This is a genomic window from Franzmannia qiaohouensis, from assembly GCF_031451695.1.
Lineage (GTDB): Bacteria > Pseudomonadota > Gammaproteobacteria > Pseudomonadales > Halomonadaceae > Franzmannia > Franzmannia qiaohouensis.
This window is the reverse complement of record NZ_JARWAM010000002.1, coordinates 36449-52036: the sequence shown is the minus strand read 5'-3', so window position 1 is coordinate 52036 and position 15588 is coordinate 36449. Positions and strand designations below refer to the sequence as shown.

Annotated in this window: 11 protein-coding genes, 2 pseudogenes and 1 riboswitch; of the genes and pseudogenes, 8 read left to right on the top strand and 5 right to left on the bottom strand. The window is 68.6% G+C overall.

Annotation, left to right across the window (positions count from 1 at the left end):
* Window positions 1-127: 127 nt before the first annotated feature.
* The 5 genes and pseudogenes from QC821_RS02415 to QC821_RS02395 all read right to left on the bottom strand — a co-directional run.
* A pseudogene (locus tag QC821_RS02415) lies at window positions 128-358 on the bottom strand (IS481 family transposase); the annotation flags it as partial.
* A 54-nt stretch (window positions 359-412) separates the two neighbouring features.
* A pseudogene (locus QC821_RS02410) lies at window positions 413-565 on the bottom strand (IS3 family transposase); the annotation flags it as partial.
* A 185-nt stretch (window positions 566-750) separates the two neighbouring features.
* Entirely contained in the window at window positions 751-1515 is a 765-nt protein-coding gene (locus tag QC821_RS02405) for an ABC transporter ATP-binding protein (RefSeq protein ID WP_309716486.1), read from the bottom strand.
* Complete coding sequence (locus QC821_RS02400; RefSeq protein ID WP_309716483.1) at window positions 1512-2579, bottom strand: FecCD family ABC transporter permease; 1068 nt, start codon at window positions 2577-2579, stop codon at window positions 1512-1514. The genes QC821_RS02405 and QC821_RS02400 overlap by 4 nt, the downstream gene beginning before the upstream one ends.
* Window positions 2576-3592, bottom strand: a complete 1017-nt coding sequence (locus tag QC821_RS02395) for an ABC transporter substrate-binding protein (RefSeq protein WP_309717385.1) — start codon at window positions 3590-3592, stop codon at window positions 2576-2578. Before QC821_RS02395 ends, QC821_RS02400 begins: the two co-directional genes overlap by 4 nt.
* A gap of 257 nt (window positions 3593-3849) precedes the next feature.
* Window positions 3850-4061: riboswitch (cobalamin riboswitch) on the top strand.
* Window positions 4062-4196: 135 nt separating this feature from the next.
* Here QC821_RS02395 and QC821_RS02390 point away from each other — a divergent pair.
* The 8 genes from QC821_RS02390 to cobJ are packed head-to-tail and all read left to right on the top strand — an operon-like array spanning window position 4197 to window position 15564.
* Window positions 4197-5906: an AAA family ATPase gene (locus tag QC821_RS02390; protein ID WP_309716478.1), complete on the top strand. Its 1710-nt coding sequence runs from the start codon at window positions 4197-4199 to the stop codon at window positions 5904-5906.
* Window positions 5903-7285 carry a cobyrinic acid a,c-diamide synthase CobB gene (locus tag QC821_RS02385; RefSeq protein ID WP_309716476.1) on the top strand — a complete coding sequence of 461 codons (1383 nt, stop codon included), beginning with the start codon at window positions 5903-5905 and terminating at the stop codon, window positions 7283-7285. The genes QC821_RS02390 and QC821_RS02385 overlap by 4 nt, the downstream gene beginning before the upstream one ends.
* Entirely contained in the window at window positions 7282-8382 is a 1101-nt protein-coding gene (gene cobW / locus QC821_RS02380) for a cobalamin biosynthesis protein CobW (protein WP_309716473.1), read from the top strand. The genes QC821_RS02385 and cobW overlap by 4 nt, the downstream gene beginning before the upstream one ends.
* Window positions 8382-12266, top strand: coding sequence for a cobaltochelatase subunit CobN (gene cobN, locus QC821_RS02375; protein ID WP_309716471.1), 3885 nt, complete (start codon window positions 8382-8384; stop codon window positions 12264-12266). The genes cobW and cobN overlap by 1 nt, the downstream gene beginning before the upstream one ends.
* Window positions 12266-13435 carry a cobalamin biosynthesis protein CobG gene (locus QC821_RS02370; RefSeq protein WP_309716468.1) on the top strand — a complete coding sequence of 390 codons (1170 nt, stop codon included), beginning with the start codon at window positions 12266-12268 and terminating at the stop codon, window positions 13433-13435. Before cobN ends, QC821_RS02370 begins: the two co-directional genes overlap by 1 nt.
* A complete protein-coding gene (locus QC821_RS02365; protein WP_309716466.1) occupies window positions 13419-14048 on the top strand; it encodes a precorrin-8X methylmutase in 630 nt (209 codons plus the stop codon). The genes QC821_RS02370 and QC821_RS02365 overlap by 17 nt, the downstream gene beginning before the upstream one ends.
* On the top strand, window positions 14045-14785 hold the full coding sequence (locus tag QC821_RS02360; RefSeq protein ID WP_309716463.1) for a precorrin-2 C(20)-methyltransferase: 741 nt from the start codon (window positions 14045-14047) through the stop codon (window positions 14783-14785). The genes QC821_RS02365 and QC821_RS02360 overlap by 4 nt, the downstream gene beginning before the upstream one ends.
* Window positions 14782-15564 (top strand): precorrin-3B C(17)-methyltransferase, encoded by a 783-nt coding sequence (gene cobJ, locus QC821_RS02355; RefSeq protein ID WP_309716461.1) that lies wholly within the window; start codon window positions 14782-14784, stop codon window positions 15562-15564. The genes QC821_RS02360 and cobJ overlap by 4 nt, the downstream gene beginning before the upstream one ends.
* Window positions 15565-15588 lie beyond the last annotated feature (24 nt).

The window sequence follows — 15588 nt, the reverse complement described above, 5'->3', positions numbered from 1 at the left end:
TCGGAAAGGTTTTTTATCACAATGCATTCGTCATGTGTGCAGACACAGGATTCACCTGACTGTACAGTGATGGTATTCGCCTGACACATTCCCCCGTGGGCTCCCTATAGTTTGCTGTTTTCCCGGGCCCCCTCTTCGTCGCTTTGGGGAGACCTTTCTTGAAGACGGCATTGGGCGTCCTCCCCTTCATGTTGCGCCCCTGATGCGGCCATTTCGTGTTTAGGTCGTCTAGGTCCTGCTGCATCTCTTCCAAGGCCTCGTACTACTTGGTGCGCCCTTGGATGCGGAAGTGCTCGTTCAGCGGCGTGCGGTGCAGTCGCTCGACGAACCTGTTGCTCTGAGGCCGTCGAACCCTGGTGGCTGAACCGCCCCAGCTTTCTCGGAGATCTGTTAGCTTGAGCCAGGTTGCCTTCTACGCTTGACTCTGTTCCTGATAATACAGTACGCCTCGCTCCGCTGGTGGTACGTTGTCGATCGGGTCCAGCAAGCGCCGGTGATTAAACCAGTCAATCCATTCCAGGGTGGCGAACTCCATGCTTTCCAGGTGCTGATATGGTCCGCAGCGACAGTCTGCTTCGTAATCGAAGACCATCCACATGCTTTGCTGCCGCGCCTCGGGGGAGTATCGTTGCGATGCGCTCATGGCTCCATCCTCTCGAGGTTTAGAGCCTCCGGGAATCCCGCTACGGTTCATGTCGTGGCTTCACGCTAAACGGCGAAGAACCCGAAGTAAGTGCCTGGCTCGCGATCTCACAGGGCGTGGCGAAAACGCAGGATTCGGCCCTGGTCCCCGGGGTCGTCGAGAAAATCCGCCTGCACGCCGAAGGTGCGGCGCAGCCGGTCGACGGTGAGGACCCGCTCGGGCGGGCCGATATCCACCAGGCGGCCGGCCTCCATCACCCCGATGCGATCACAGGCCATGGCCTGGTTGAGGTCGTGCAGGGCGATCACCACCGTGACCGGTAGCCGCTCGACCAGCTGCAGGATCGACAGCTGGTGACGAATGTCGAGGTGGTTGGTGGGCTCGTCGAGCAGTAGGATCCTGGGCTGCTGGGCCAGGGCGCGGGCGATATGCACTCGTTGGCGCTCACCGCCTGAGAGCGTATGCCAGAGTCGCTCCGCCAGATGGGCCATGCCGACGTCATGCAGCGCCCGGGAGACGATGGCGTCGTCATGCTCGGACCACGGCTGCAGCGCCGTGAGGAAGGGCGTGCGCCCGAGCGCTACTGCCTCGCGTACCACGATGCGATCGAGGGTCTCGGCCTGCTGCTCGACGAAGGCGATGGTGCGCGCGATATCGCGCTGGGGCATGGCGTACATCGGTTGGTCGTCGATCAGCACGCGCCCGCGCTTCGGCTTGCGCAGCCCGGCCAGCACCCTAAGCAGGGTCGTCTTGCCCGAGCCGTTGGGGCCGATCAGGCCGAAGGTCTCGCCGGGTTCCACCGCCAGGCTGACGCCGTCGAGCAGCCGATGGCCATGCACTGTCCAGTCGATATGATCTGCCGAGAGCCTCATCGTACCCTGCTCCCCCGGATGAGAATTACCGCGAAGGCCGGTGCCCCGACCAGCGCGGTGACCACCCCGATCGGCAGCACCTGCCCTGGTACGATGATCCTCGAGATGATGTCCGCGCCGATCAGGAACACCGCACCCGCCAGCGCCGAGGCGGGCACCAGCCGGGTGTGGCGGCTACCGACGATAAAGCGCATGGCGTGGGGAATCACCAGCCCCACGAAACCGATGGCGCCGACCATAGAGACCATCACTGCGGTCACCAGGGCCATGCTGGCAATCAGCATGCCGCGTACCCGGCGTACAGGAATCCCCAGCGAGGCGGCGCTGTCGGCACCGAAGGTGAAGGCATCCAGCGCTCGGCGATGCCAAAGACAGACCAGCAAACCGGCGAAGGCCGCAGGCAGCCCCAGCCTGACATCGTCCCAACGTACCCCGGAGAGGTTGCCCATCAGCCAGAACATGATGCCCCGCGCCTGCTCGGCGCTCGCCGACCTGGCGATGATAAAGGCGGTCAGGGCATTGAACAGCTGCGAGCCGGCGATCCCCGCCAGAATGATGGCGCCTGCGGCCTGGGTACCGCGGCCGCCGCCGGTACCGCTGCCGGCGGCATGCGCCAGCAGCACCACCAGGGCGAAGGCCAGCCCCGCCCCGGCGAAGGCGCCCAGCGAGAGTGTCACCGCGCCGGCACCGAGCCCGGCGATGGTCACCGCCACGGCACCGGTGGAGGCGCCGGCGGAGATGCCCATCAGGAAGGGGTCGGCGAGTGGATTGCGCAGCAGTGCCTGCAGCACGACCCCGGCCAGCGCCAGTCCGGCGCCGCAGCAGCCGGCGAGAATCGCGCGGCTGAGGCGGTAGTTCCAGATGATCCCGGCATCGATCCGGTCGACGGCATAGCCCGCCCCCCACAGCTGGTTGGCCAGCACCTTGAAAATGGTATCCATCGGGATCGAGGTTTCGCCGATGGAAGTGCCCGCCATTACTGCCATGAATAGGACCAACGGCGTCAGCCATGCCCAGTGCCAGTGAAGGCGCAAAGGCGGGTTTGATGCCAGGGTGAGACTCATGGTGCGAAGGAGAGCGTCGACAGGGATTCGGAGAGCGCTTCGAGACCGAATATCGTGCGTAGGGTGGCACTCATGGCGTGGGCATCCATCTCGATGATGCGCCCCTCTCTCACCGCCGACATTTCGCGAGCAACGGGATCATTGTGCAGAAACGCCAGCTTGTTCTCGATGTCGTCGGCAGGAAAACGGCGGCGGTCCATATGCGCCACGACGATGATGTCGGGATCGGCACGGGCGATGGATTCCCAGCCAACGTTAGGCCACTCTTCGTCGGATTGGATCACGTTATCGATACCCAATGCGTCCATCATATAGCCCGGTGCGCCGAGCCGGCCGGCGACATAAGGGTCGGCCGACTGATCGGGTGAAGAGAACCAGAACACCGCCGACAGGTCCTGCGGTAGCTCGAGGGCTTCGGCCTGGGCAATGGCGCTGGCTTCGCGGGCTGCCAGGTCCGCCACTAGCGCTTCCCCGGCCTCCTGCACATCGAAGATGGCGGCCAGCTCGGTGATGCCCTTGTAGACATGCTCGGGAGAAAAGGCGTCGATACGGGTGCCGTCACCGCCGGTAGTGTTGTCCTTGGTGTCGCAGTCGGCCGGCATGATGTAGGTGGCGATGCCCAGCTCATGGAACTGGTCGCGACTCGCCACGCTGCCGGTGGGGCCAACGTGCCACTCATACTGTGCGGCAACCAGCTCGGGGCGCTTGTTGACCACCGACTCGAAGCTCGGGTCGTTTTCGGCGAGACGCTCGATATTGGCATCGACCTCGCTGAACTCGGGTAGTACTGGATTGAACCACACTGATGTGCCCGAAACGCGGTCGGATAGCCCCAGTGCATAGAGCGTTTCTGTGGCCGATTGTCCCGCCGTTACCGTGCTATCAGGAGCCGATTCGAAACGGATTTCCATACCGCAGTTGGTTATCTCGAGTGGGTATTCCGTGCTATTGGCCACGGCAAATGACGTAGGGAAAAGCGCAAGAAATGCCAGTAATGGGCGCGAGTATTTCATCATGTTATTTCCGAATGGCAGGGGGCGGTGGCCAATCTGACCTTGGTGGTCGGCGATCATAGCACTGCATTTTCCATTTGGAAGCCTCGATTGGCCGCCGCCAGGGCTGGGTTAAAATGATATGTTATATCATAACTTTAAATGAAGGGATATCTAGCCAGCCGCTGGCAGGTTTTGTACGAAAAGTCGGTGCGTGGCGTCACGGCAGGGGACTTCGAGCGGCCAAATTGCGCCTGCTGCAGCAATTGCTTTAGGATGGCACGACTGAAGATAGGTGCCCCCTATGGGGGATAATCGGGAAGTATGGTGAGGCCATCCGGCCAATCCCATCGCTGCCCCCGCAACGGTAATGAGTGAGTCGCCTGCGATGACCACTGGCCTCCAAGGCCGGGAAGGTGCAGGCAACGTCGTGATGCAGTGAATCGCGTCCTCCTCGAGCCCGGAGACCGGCCTGTTATTTCATTCATCCAGTGACGGTGCGGTGGGCACCGGGGATAGCGTGTGTGATCTCTTTCCTGATCGCCGGCGGGTCATCCGTCGGCGTATGCGGTGGTTCGACCGGTGCGCGGCCAACCTCCCTGGCGAGCGCTAGGCGAGCACCGCTGTGAGTGACTTTCCCTTCGTCGCGGTTGTCGGCCAGCAGGCCCTCAAGACCGCCTTGCTGCTCAACGCCATCGATCCGCGTATCGGGGGCGTGCTGATCAGCGGCCCACGGGGCAGCGCCAAGTCGACCCTGGCGCGGGCGCTGGCGGCGCTGCTGCCCGGCAACGCCGAGGGGCAGCGGCCGCCGTTCGTTACCCTGCCGCTGGGTGCCAGCGAGGAGCGCCTGACCGGCAGCCTGGACCTGCAGCGGGTACTCACCGAGCGCGAGGCGACCTTTCAGCCGGGGCTGCTGGCCAAGGCGCACGGCGGCGTGCTCTACGTCGACGAGGTCAACCTGCTGCCGGATCCGCTGGTCGACCTGCTGCTCGACGTGTCTGCCAGCGGCACCAATGTCGTCGAGCGCGACGGCATCAGCCACGCCCATCCCGCCCGTTTCAGCCTGATCGGCACCATGAACCCCGACGAGGGCGAGCTGCGCCCGCAGCTGCTCGACCGCTTCGGCCTGTGCCTCGAGCAGCAGGCGGCGCTGAGCGTGCAGGAGCGGGTCGCCATCGTGCAGCAGCGCGAGGCCTTCGATCGCGACCCCCAAGGCTATCTGTCACACCACGCCGAGGCTCAGGCCGCGCTGACCCAGCGTATCCGGCGCGCCCAGTCGGCGCTGCGGGAGATCGTCAGCGAGGAGTGGGTCTACGAGCATATCGCCCAGGGCTGCCAGCAGGCCGGCGTCGAGGGGCTGCGGGCCGATGTGACCTGGCATCGTGCGGCCCAGGCCCACGCCGCCTGGCGCGGCGCGACTCGCGTGGCGCAGCAGGATCTGGATAACGTCGCGCCCTGGGTGCTGGCCCATCGCCGCACCCAGGAGGCGGAGACGCCACCGGCGGCGGCAGGCGCGCCGCCACCCGCCGCTGGCTCGGGCAGCGCTGCGGGTCAGGCATCCGGTGACGGTCAGCCCCCGCAGGCTCAGGGGCAGTGGGGCGCCATGCCGCCAGTTGCCCAGCCCAGCGTCAGCGTGCCGGCCATGACGCTGCCGGCGGCCGACGCCCAGGCGCCCAGGCTGGCTTCGAGGTCCCACGCCGCCTCGGCCAGGCGCCGCGGGCAGCAGCCGGGCCAGCGTCGCGGGCACCGCGACGCGCCACGCCCGGACTGGTTTGCCACCCTGGCCGCCAACCGCGGCCACTGGCCCTGGCGGCAACTGTGCTACGCCAAGGCGCGCAGCGGGCAGCCGGTGCTGCATCTGGTGCTGCTCGATACCTCCGCCTCGACTCTCGGCGAGCAGCGGCTGGGTCGCGCCAAGGGCGTGGTCGAGCGGGTCGCCCGCCAGGCCTATGCCGCCCGCGAGCAGCTGGCGGTGCTGGGCTTTGGCAGCGACGGCGTCACCCCGATCCTGCCGCGTCGCCGTGCTCCCAAGGCGCTACTCGCACGGCTCGATGCGGTGGGCGGTGGCGGCGGCACGCCGATACGCCAAGCGCTCCTGCGCGCGGCGCGGCTGATCCGCCAGTGGCGGCAGCAGCAGGCGGGCCTGCAGGTGTGCACCTATCTGATCACCGACGGCCGTACTCGCCAGCCCCTGGCCGGCCTGCCGTCGCTTGGGGAGTGCCTGGTGGTGGATGCCGAACAGGCGGCGGTCAAGCGCGGCCGGGGCGCGCAGATCGCCCGCCAGCTGGGCGCCCGCTACCTGACCTTGCCAGCGGCCGGAGGCCCACGCCGATGAGTGCGCCCACTACGGCGGCGCATGCCGCCTGTCCCGCGCTGTTTATCGCCGCCCCGTCCTCCGGGCAGGGCAAGACCACGGTGACCGCGGCGCTGGCCCGGCTACTGCGCAAGCGGGGCAAGGTGGTGCGGGTGTTCAAGACCGGTCCCGATTACCTGGACCCGCAGATCCTGGCCCAGGCCTCGGGCCAGCCGGTGGAGCAGCTCGATCTGTGGATGGCCGGCGAGGCCTACTGCCGCCAGCGCCTGTTCGAGGCCGCCCAGCAGGCCGACCTGATCCTGGTGGAGGGCGCCATGGGCCTGTTCGATGGCGAACCCTCGAGTGCCGACCTGGCGGCGCTGTTCGATCTGCCGCTGGTCGTGGTCATGGACGTCAAGGGGATGGCCCAGACCGCGGCGGCGCTGGTGGCCGGCCTGGCGGGTTTCCGCGACGACATCCGCATCGCCGGCCTGATCGCCAACGCCTGCGCCTCGGCGCGCCACCGGGAGTTGATCGAGGGAGCGTTGCCTGCCGAGATTCCCCTGCTGGCCGCAGTGGCGCGGGATCCCGCCCTGGCGCTGCCGGAACGCCATCTGGGGCTGGTCCAGGCGGCGGAGATCCGCGACGAGCTCGAGGCCCGCTTCGAGGCCGGCGCCGCCGCGCTCGACGCCGAGGGGCTGGCGGAGGCGCTGCTGTCACTGCCGCCGGTCAGCTTCGCCGCGGTGCCGGGTACCGCCGCGGCGATACCGGCCGCACTCCAGGGGCAGACCATCGGCGTGGCCCAGGACGCTGCCTTCAGCTTTATCTACCAGGCCAACCTCGACCTGCTGGCGGAAATGGGGGCGACGCTGCGCTTCTTCTCGCCGCTGAGCGATACCCAGCTGCCGTGCTGCGATGCGCTGTGGCTGCCCGGCGGCTACCCGGAGCTTCACGCCGCGCGGCTGGCGGCGAATGCCCCGCTGCGTGACGATATACAGGCCTTCTTCGCCAGCGGCAAACCGATCCTCGCCGAGTGTGGCGGCCTGCTCTACTGCCTCGAGACCCTCACCGATGGCGACGAGCAGACCCACGCCATGCTTGGCCTGCTGCCCGGCCACGGCGCCATGCGCGGGCGGCGCGGCTGCCAGGGCATGCAGACCGCCGAGCTGCCGGAGGGGGCGGTGCGCGCCCACGCCCATCACCGCTCGCTGGCCACCGATACCCCGGCGCCGATCGCCCACGGGCGGCGTCAGCGCCATCCCGCCCCGGGCGAGGCGATCTACCGCCAGGGCGGCCTGACGGCGACCTATCTGCATCTATTCTTCCCCGACAATCCCGCCGCGGTGGCCCGGCTGTTTGCGCCGGCCGGCACGCCTTGCAACGCGACTCATACCCGTTCCCTGGAGGACACCCACGGATGAACCTGAACAAGATCCCCGCCACGGTGGTGACCGGCTTTCTGGGCAGCGGCAAGACCACGCTGCTGGCCGGCATGCTGCGCCAGGTGACCGGCAAGCGCATCGCCGTGATCATCAACGAGTTCGGCGAGCAGGACATCGACTCCAGCCTGCTGCGCGGCTGTGCCCTCGACTGTGACGACGGCGACGACTCCCCGGTGGAGGTCGAAGACGGCATCTATGAGCTGGCCAACGGCTGCATCTGCTGCACCGTGGAGGAGGAGTTCCTGCCGGTGATGAAACAGCTGGTGGCCCGCCGCGACGATATCGACCATATCCTCATCGAGACCAGCGGCCTGGCGCTGCCCAAGCCGCTGGTCCAGGCATTCAACTGGCCGGAGGTGCGTCAGCACTGCACCGTGGATGCCATCATCACCGTGGTCGACGGCCCGGCGGTGGCCGCCGGCCGCTACGCCAGCGACATCGACAAGGTGGAGGCCCAGCGCCGCGCCGACGACTCCCTCGACCACGACCCCAGCCTGCGCGAACTGCTCGACGACCAGCTGAGCGCCGCCGACCTGGTGCTGGTCACCAAGACCGATCTGCTCGCGCCAGGCGATCGCGAGCGGGTGGAGGCGCTGGTGCGGGCGCGGGTCCCGGCGTCGGTCAAGACGCTCTTCATCGACCAGAGCCTGGCCGGCGACAAGGCCCAGCTGGAGGCCCTGATGGGTATAGGGGCGGCCAGCGAGTCGCATATCGACGCCATCGACAACCACCACGATCGCCATCATGCCGAGGGGGCGCACCACGACCACGCCCACGACAACTTCGACTCCTGCGTAATCCGCCTCGGTGAGGTGGATGGCGAGGCCCTGACCGCGCGGCTCCAGGCGCTGCTGCAGCGCCATGAGATCTACCGCGCCAAGGGCTTCGCGGCGCTGCCGGGCAAGCCCATGCGGCGGGTGATCCAGGCCGTGGGGGAGCGTCAGGAGGGCTACTTCGACCGCCTGTGGCGAGCCGACGAAGCGCGCCAAACCCAGCTGGTCATCATCGGCAAGGGGCTGGATAGCGCGGCCCTGCATGCCGCCCTGGCAGACGCCGAGATTGCCACGGCGCGCTGATGCACCTGTTCGCCGCCAAGCCGGGGGGCTTCGTCGACGATGAGGGCATCGTCGACCTGCAGCAGAGCCCCGCCGAGATCGTCATCCTGTCCGCCGCCGACAGCAGCCTGTCGGCGCTGGCCCAGGCGGTCGAGCGGCTGGACGCGAGCGCAGCCGGCGGCTATCCCACGCTGCGGCTGGCCAACTGGATGAACCTGGTCAAGCCCGCCGCCTACGACCTCTACGAGGACCGCGTGCTGGACCAGGCGCGCCTGGTGATCGTCTCGCTGCTGGGCGGCAGCGCCTACTGGCGCTACGGCTTCGATCGCCTGCTGGCCTGGGCCGCCGCCGACCAGCGGCGCCAGCTGATCCTGGTGCCGGGCTGCGATGCCCCGGACGACGACCTGCTGGAGGCCTCGAGCGTCCCCGTTGCCCTGGCCCACCGGGTGTGGCGCTACCTGCGCGAGGGCGGCGTGGACAATGCCGAGCAGCTACTGCGCTGCGTCGGCAGCGAATGCCTGGGGCTGGACCTGGCCTGGCAGGCGCCCAAGGCGCTGCCCGCGGCGCTGCTCTACGACCCAGGCAGCGCCGGACGGCAGGAGGCCACGCTTGGGGAGTGGTTGACGTATCGTCGGCCCGAGCGCCCGGTCTGCCTGCTGCTGTTTTACCGCAGCCACCTGCAGGGCGCCAACACCGCGGTGCTGGACGGCATGATCGAGGCGCTGCGCGACCAGGGGCTGGAGCCGCTGGCGGTGGCGGTAGCGTCGCTCAAGGACGAAACCTGCGTGGCCTTCGTCAATCACCTGATCGAGCAGACCGGGGCCATGTTGGTGATCAATACCACCAGTTTCTCGGTCAACCGCAACCCGGATGAGCAGGAGCACCTGGGCGACGAGGTCTCCCACGGGCGATGCGAAGGGCTGTTCGTCGGGCGGCCGGTGATCCTGCAGGCGATCCTGGCCAGCTGCACCGCCGAGGACTGGCAGGCGATGCCCGGCGGCCTGCCCAGCCGCGACGTGGCGATGCAGGTGGTACTGCCGGAGATGGATGGGCGCATCATGTCCCGGGCGGTGGGCTTCAAGAGCGAGGCTCACTACAGCGAGCGCTGCCAACTGGCGGTGATCCGCCACGCCCTGCATCCCGAGCGCGCCGCCTTCGTCGCGGAGCTGGCGCGGCGCTACTGCGATCTGCGCCTGACCGCCAACGCCGACAAGCGCCTGGCGCTGGTGCTGGCCAACTACCCCAATCGCGACGGTCGCATCGGCAACGGCGTCGGCCTGGATACGCCGGCCTCGACGCTGGCGATCCTGCGCGCGCTGGCCGCGGCGGGCTACCCGGTGGATCAGCTGCCGGAGGATGGCGACGCGCTGATCCGCCAGCTGCAGCAGAGCGTGACCAACGAGCGACGGGGGCTGACGCAGCGTGGCTGCTGGCAGAGCATCGCCGTCGACGACTACCTGGCCTGGTTTCGGACCCTGCCTACGCCGCTTCAGCAAGCGGTGTGGACGCGCTGGGGGGCGCCCGAACAGGACCCCAAGTGCCGCCAGGGCCGGCTGATGATCGCCGGGATCCGCCTGGGCGAGACCTTCGTCGGCATTCAGCCGGAGCGCGCCCTGGTCGAAGCGGGGCAGGTCGACGACCTCACCCAGAGCTACCACGACACCGCCCTGGTGCCGCCCCACAGCTACCTGGCGTTTTATTTCTGGCTGCGCGAGCACTACCGGGTGGATGCCGTGATCCATGTCGGCAAGCACGGCAATCTCGAGTGGCTGCCGGGCAAGAGCACCGCGCTCTCCGCCGAGTGCTGGCCGGAGATCGCCCTGGGGCCGCTGCCGCACTTCTATCCCTTCATCGTCAACGACCCCGGCGAAGGGGCCCAGGCCAAGCGGCGTAGCCAGGCGGTGATCATCGATCACCTGATGCCGCCGCTGGCCCGCGCCGAGCTCTACGGCGCCATGGCCGAGTTGGAAGCGCTCACCGACGAGTACTATCAGGCCCTGGGCATGGACCCGCGGCGCGAGTCACTGCTGCGCGAACGGATCCTTGGCCACCTGCGCGACACCGGCATCGACCGCGAGCTGGCGCAGAGCGGCAAGGGCAGCGACGCCGCGCAGGGCAGCGATGACGAGCGCCTGCTCAATGAGCTCGACACCTTCCTGTGCGATATCAAGGAGGCGCAGATTCGCCACGGCCTGCACGTGCTGGGCAGCCTGCCGCCTCGGGACAAGCTGGCCGCGACCCTGGTCGCCATCCTGCGGCTGCCGAGGGGGAAAAAGCCGGATCAGCGCGGCTTGCTGCACAACCTGGCGGACGATCTCGGGCTGTGCGGTGCGCACGGTGACTTCGATCCGCTGATGGCCGAGGTCGCGCCGTGGCACGGACCGCGGCCCCAGGCACTGGCCGAGCGGGATGCTTCCCCCTGGCGTACCACCGCCGATACCCGCGAGCGCCTCGAGCTGCTCGCCCAGCGGCTGGTGGAGTCACATATCCTGGAGGAGGGCTGCCTGGCCACCCTGGCCCGGGACTACCCGGCCACCGCCGAGCAGTGCCAGTTTGCCCGCGAGCGACTGTGGCGCGACATGCAGCAGGGCGCCGAGATGGAGATCCAGTCGCTGCTCGACGGCCTCGAGGGTCGCTTCGTGCCCCCCGGGCCGAGCGGCGCGCCCAGCCGCGGTCGCCTGGATGTGCTGCCCACCGGGCGCAACTTCTTCAGCGTCGACAACCGGGCGATTCCGTCCCCCGCGGCCTGGACGCTGGGCGAGGCGTCGGCCCAGGCGTTCATCGAGCGCTACCTGCAGGATCACGGCGACTACCCGCGGCGGCTGGGGCTGTCGATCTGGGGCACCGCCACCATGCGTACCGGTGGCGACGACATCGCCCAGGCCTTCGCCTTGATGGGCGTGCGGCCGCGCTGGTCGCTGGGCTCGCAGCGGGTGATCGATATCGAGGTGATTCCCGCCATGCTATTGGGGCGACCGCGGGTCGACGTCACCCTGCGCGTCTCCGGCTTCTTCCGCGACGCCTTCCCCAATGTCATCCGCCTGTTCGACCGCGCGGTGCAGGCGGTGGCCGAATACGCCGAGCCCGGCGATGCCAATACCATTCGTACCTCGGTGCAGGCCCGCCAGCGGGAGCTCGAAGGCGAGGGGCTCGCCGCGGATGCTGCCGCCCGGGAAGCCGGCTACCGGATCTTCGGCAGCAAGCCCGGCGAGTACGGCGCCGGCCTGAACCGCATGATCGACAGCCGCGCCTGGGAGAGCGCCGACGACCTGGCCGAGGCCTACCTGGCGGCCGGCGCCTACGCCTACGGCCAGTTCCCGGCGTCCGGCACCGCTGCCCGGGGAGCCTTCGAGCGCCAGCTCGAAGGCCTGGACGCGGTGATGCATAACCAGGACAACCGCGAGCACGATATCCTCGACTCCAACGGCTACTACGAATTCCAGGGCGGCATGGCCAACGCCAGCCGCTCGCTGGCCGGGCAGGCGCCAACCATCTACCACGCCGATCATGCCAACCCGGCGCAGCCGCGGATGCGCACCCTCGAGGAGGAGCTAGCGCGGGTGATTCGCTCGCGGGTGCTCAATCCCAAGTGGATAGACGCGATGCGCGAGCACGGCTACAAGGGCGCCTCGGAGATGGCGGCGACGGTGGACTACCTGTTCGCCTATGACGCCACCACCGACCTGGTGGCCGACTACCAGTATGCCCAGGTGAGCGAAGCGCTGGTGCTGGATGACGCCAACCAGGCGTTCCTGCGCCAGCACAACCCGGCGGCGCTGGAGGAGATGGCCGAGCGGCTGCTGGAAGCCGTGCAGCGCGGCCTGTGGCGGGAACCCGGCGAACAGGGAACGGCCCTGCAGGACTTGCTGCTCGAGTTTGACGAAACCCGGGAGCTCGCGCCCTGATGATGGATAAGGCGGATAAGCCGCGCATCAGGGGCTGGTGCCCCGGCGCCTGGAAACCCATGGCCACCGGAGATGGCCTGCTGGTTCGAGTGCGCCCGCGGCTGGGGCGGCTCACCCGGGGCCAGTTGCTGGCGCTGTGCGCCGCGGCCGAGACCTTCGGCAGCGGCCTGATCGAACTCACCAGCCGCGCCAACCTGCAGCTGCGGGGCGTATCGGACGCCACCTGGCCAGGGCTGATGGAGGCCCTCGTCGAGCAGGGGCTGGCCGACCCGGACCGCGAGAGGGAGCGCCGCCCGCAACGGCTGCTGGCCCCCGACTGGCAGGCGGGCGACGCCAGCCACGTGGCGGCCTGCCTGCTGGAGACCCGTATCGATGAGCTGCCGGCCCTGCCGGACAAGCTGGGCATCGCCATCGATGCCGGGGATGCGCCGGTGCTGGGCGACGTATCCGCCGACTTGCGCATCGAGCGTTCGGCGGAAGGGGACTTGCTCCTCCGTGCCGACGGGCGGGCATTGGGCACCCCGGTGGATTCGCCCGCCGCCGCTGTCGGAGCGCTGATTCGGCTGGCCCACTGGTTCGTCGAGAGCGGTGGGCGAGAGGCCGGGCGGATGCGCCGGCACCGGGCGCCGCTGCCAGCTTGGGCGCCGCCAGTGGCCGCACCCGCCGAGCCTGGTGCGCGGCTGGCCCTGGGCGAGCATCGACGCGGCCGGGTGGTTGGCCTGCCGTTCGGGCGGGTGTCCGCCGCGGCGCTGCGGGCCGTCGTTGAACAAGATTCGGTCAGCGCGGTAAGGGTCACGCCCTGGCGGCGCCTGCTGGTGGAGGGCGAGGGCGTATGCGGCGCGCCAATCGCCGGCCTGCTGGACGATGAGCGCGATCCGCGCCTGGCCATGCAGGCGTGCCCGGGCGCCCCGCACTGCGAACAGGCCAGCGTCGAGACCCTGGCACTGGCCGAGCGCCTCAGCGGCCGGGTGGCGGGCAGCGTGCATGTCTCCGGCTGCGCCAAGGGCTGCGCCTGCCAGCAACCGACCGACCTGTGCCTGACCGGGCGCAACGGGCGCTATGATCTGATCAAAGGCGGTCGCGCCGACGCGGCGCCGATTGCCAGCGGCCTCACTGAAGCCGATGTTATCGAACACTTAGAGAAGAATAGCGATGCCTTACGTCTATGAAACGGATGGCCCGGCTATCTACCGGGAGTCCTTTTCCATCATCCGGCGCGAGGCCGAGTTGGCGCGCTTCGCGCCGGAAGAGGAGCCGGTGGCCGTGCGCATGATCCATGCCGCCGGGCTGGTGGAGCTCGCCGCATATATTCACTTTCGCGGCGATGCGGTGAACCGCGCCCGGGCGGCGCTGGAGGGCGGCGCGCCGGTACTGTGCGACGCACGCATGGTTTCCGAGGGCATTACCCGCAAGCGCCTGCCGGCAGACAACCCGGTGATCTGCACCCTGCACGACGAGCGGGTCCACGACCTTGCCCGCGAGCTGGGCAACACCCGCTCGGCGGCGGCGCTGGAGCTGTGGCGACCGCACCTGGAGGGCGCGGTGGTGGCGATCGGCAACGCACCCACCGCGCTGTTCCATCTGCTCAACATGCTGGAAGACCCCGCCTGCCCGCGGCCGGCGGCGATCATCGGCTGCCCGGTGGGCTTCGTGGGCGCCGCGGAATCCAAGCAGGCGCTGTGGGAGAGTGGCGAGGTGCCCTGCTGCATCGTGCGCGGGCGACTCGGCGGCAGCGCGGTGACGGTGGCCGCCCTCAATGCCATGGCGGATCGCAGCGAATGACCCACGAGCGCAGCATACCGGGCACCATTCACGGCGTTGGCCTCGGGCCCGGCAGCCAGGACCTGATGAGCGTGCGCGCGGATCGGCTGATCCGCGGCGCCTCACACGTCGCCTATTTCCGCAAGAAGGGCCGCACCGGACATGCCCGGCGCATCGTCGACGGCATGCTCGCGTCCGATGCCATCGAGCTGCCCATGGAGTACCCGGTCACCACCGAGATCCCCTTCGACGACCCCCGCTACAACGCACTGCTCGCGGCCTTCTATGAGCGCAGCGTCGCGCAGCTGTGCGAGATCGCCGAGGCGGGCCGCGATGTGGTGGTGCTGTGCGAAGGCGACCCGTTCTTCTACGGCTCCTTCATGCACCTCTATACCCGCCTGCAGGGGCGGGTGCCGGTGGCGGTGGTGCCCGGCATCACCGGCATGTCTGCCGCCTGGACCGCCACCGGGCAACCGGTGACCTGGGGCGACGACATTCTCACCGTGCTGATGGGCACCCTGCCGGAGGCGACGCTGAGCGAGCGCATCGCCGAGACCGACGCCCTGGTGGTGATGAAGATCGGCCGCCACCTGGACAAGCTGCGCCGGGCGCTGGCCAGCAGCGGCCGCGAAGACGAAGCCTGGTTGATCGAGTACGCCGCTATGCCACAGCAGCGCATACGCCCCTTCCGTGAGGTCGACGAGAGCGTGCCCTATTTTTCGATCGTGGTGATCCACGGCAACGGGAGGCGGCCATGACAGCCAAGCGCAACGCCGGTTGGCTAAAGGTGGTCGGCCTGGGGCCGGGGGCTGAGGCACTGATCACCCCCGAGGTCTCTGCCGCGCTGAGTGAGGCCACCGATGCGGTGGGCTACCTGCCCTATGTGGAGCGGGTGCCGCCGCGGCTGGGGCTCACGCGCCACGGCTCGGACAACCGCGAAGAGATACGCCGCGCCGAGCAGGCGCTGCAGTTGGCCGCCGACGGGCATCGGGTGGTGGTGGTCTCATCCGGCGATCCCGGGGTGTTCGCCATGGCCGCGGCGCTGTTCGAAGCGCTGGAAGCGGGTGAGCCGGCTTGGCGCGAGCTGGATATCCAGGTGCTGCCGGGCATCTCCGCCATGCTGGCCGCCAGTGCGCGGCTGGGGGCGCCGCTGGGGCATGACTTCTGCTGTATCAACCTCTCCGACAACCTCAAGCCCTGGGCGCTGATCGAACGGCGCCTGCGGCTGGCCGCCGAGGCCGACTTCGCCATGGCCTTCTACAACCCCCGCTCCAAGGCGCGACCGGAGGGCTTCGAGCGTGCGCTCGAGGTGTTGCGCGAGGCCTGCGGCCCAGCGCGCCTGATCATGTTCGCCCGGGCCGTCTCCACCCCGCAGGAGTCGCTAAGCGTAACCACCCTTGGCCAGGCCCAGCCGGCGATGGCCGATATGCGCACCCTGGTAATAGTCGGCTCCAGCCAGACGCGGCTGATCGAGCGTACCGCCGAGGGCGCGCCCTGGATCTATACGCCGCGCTCGGTGTCAGGGACGGGTTCATAAGAGGGCGTTTACAAATGTCACGAG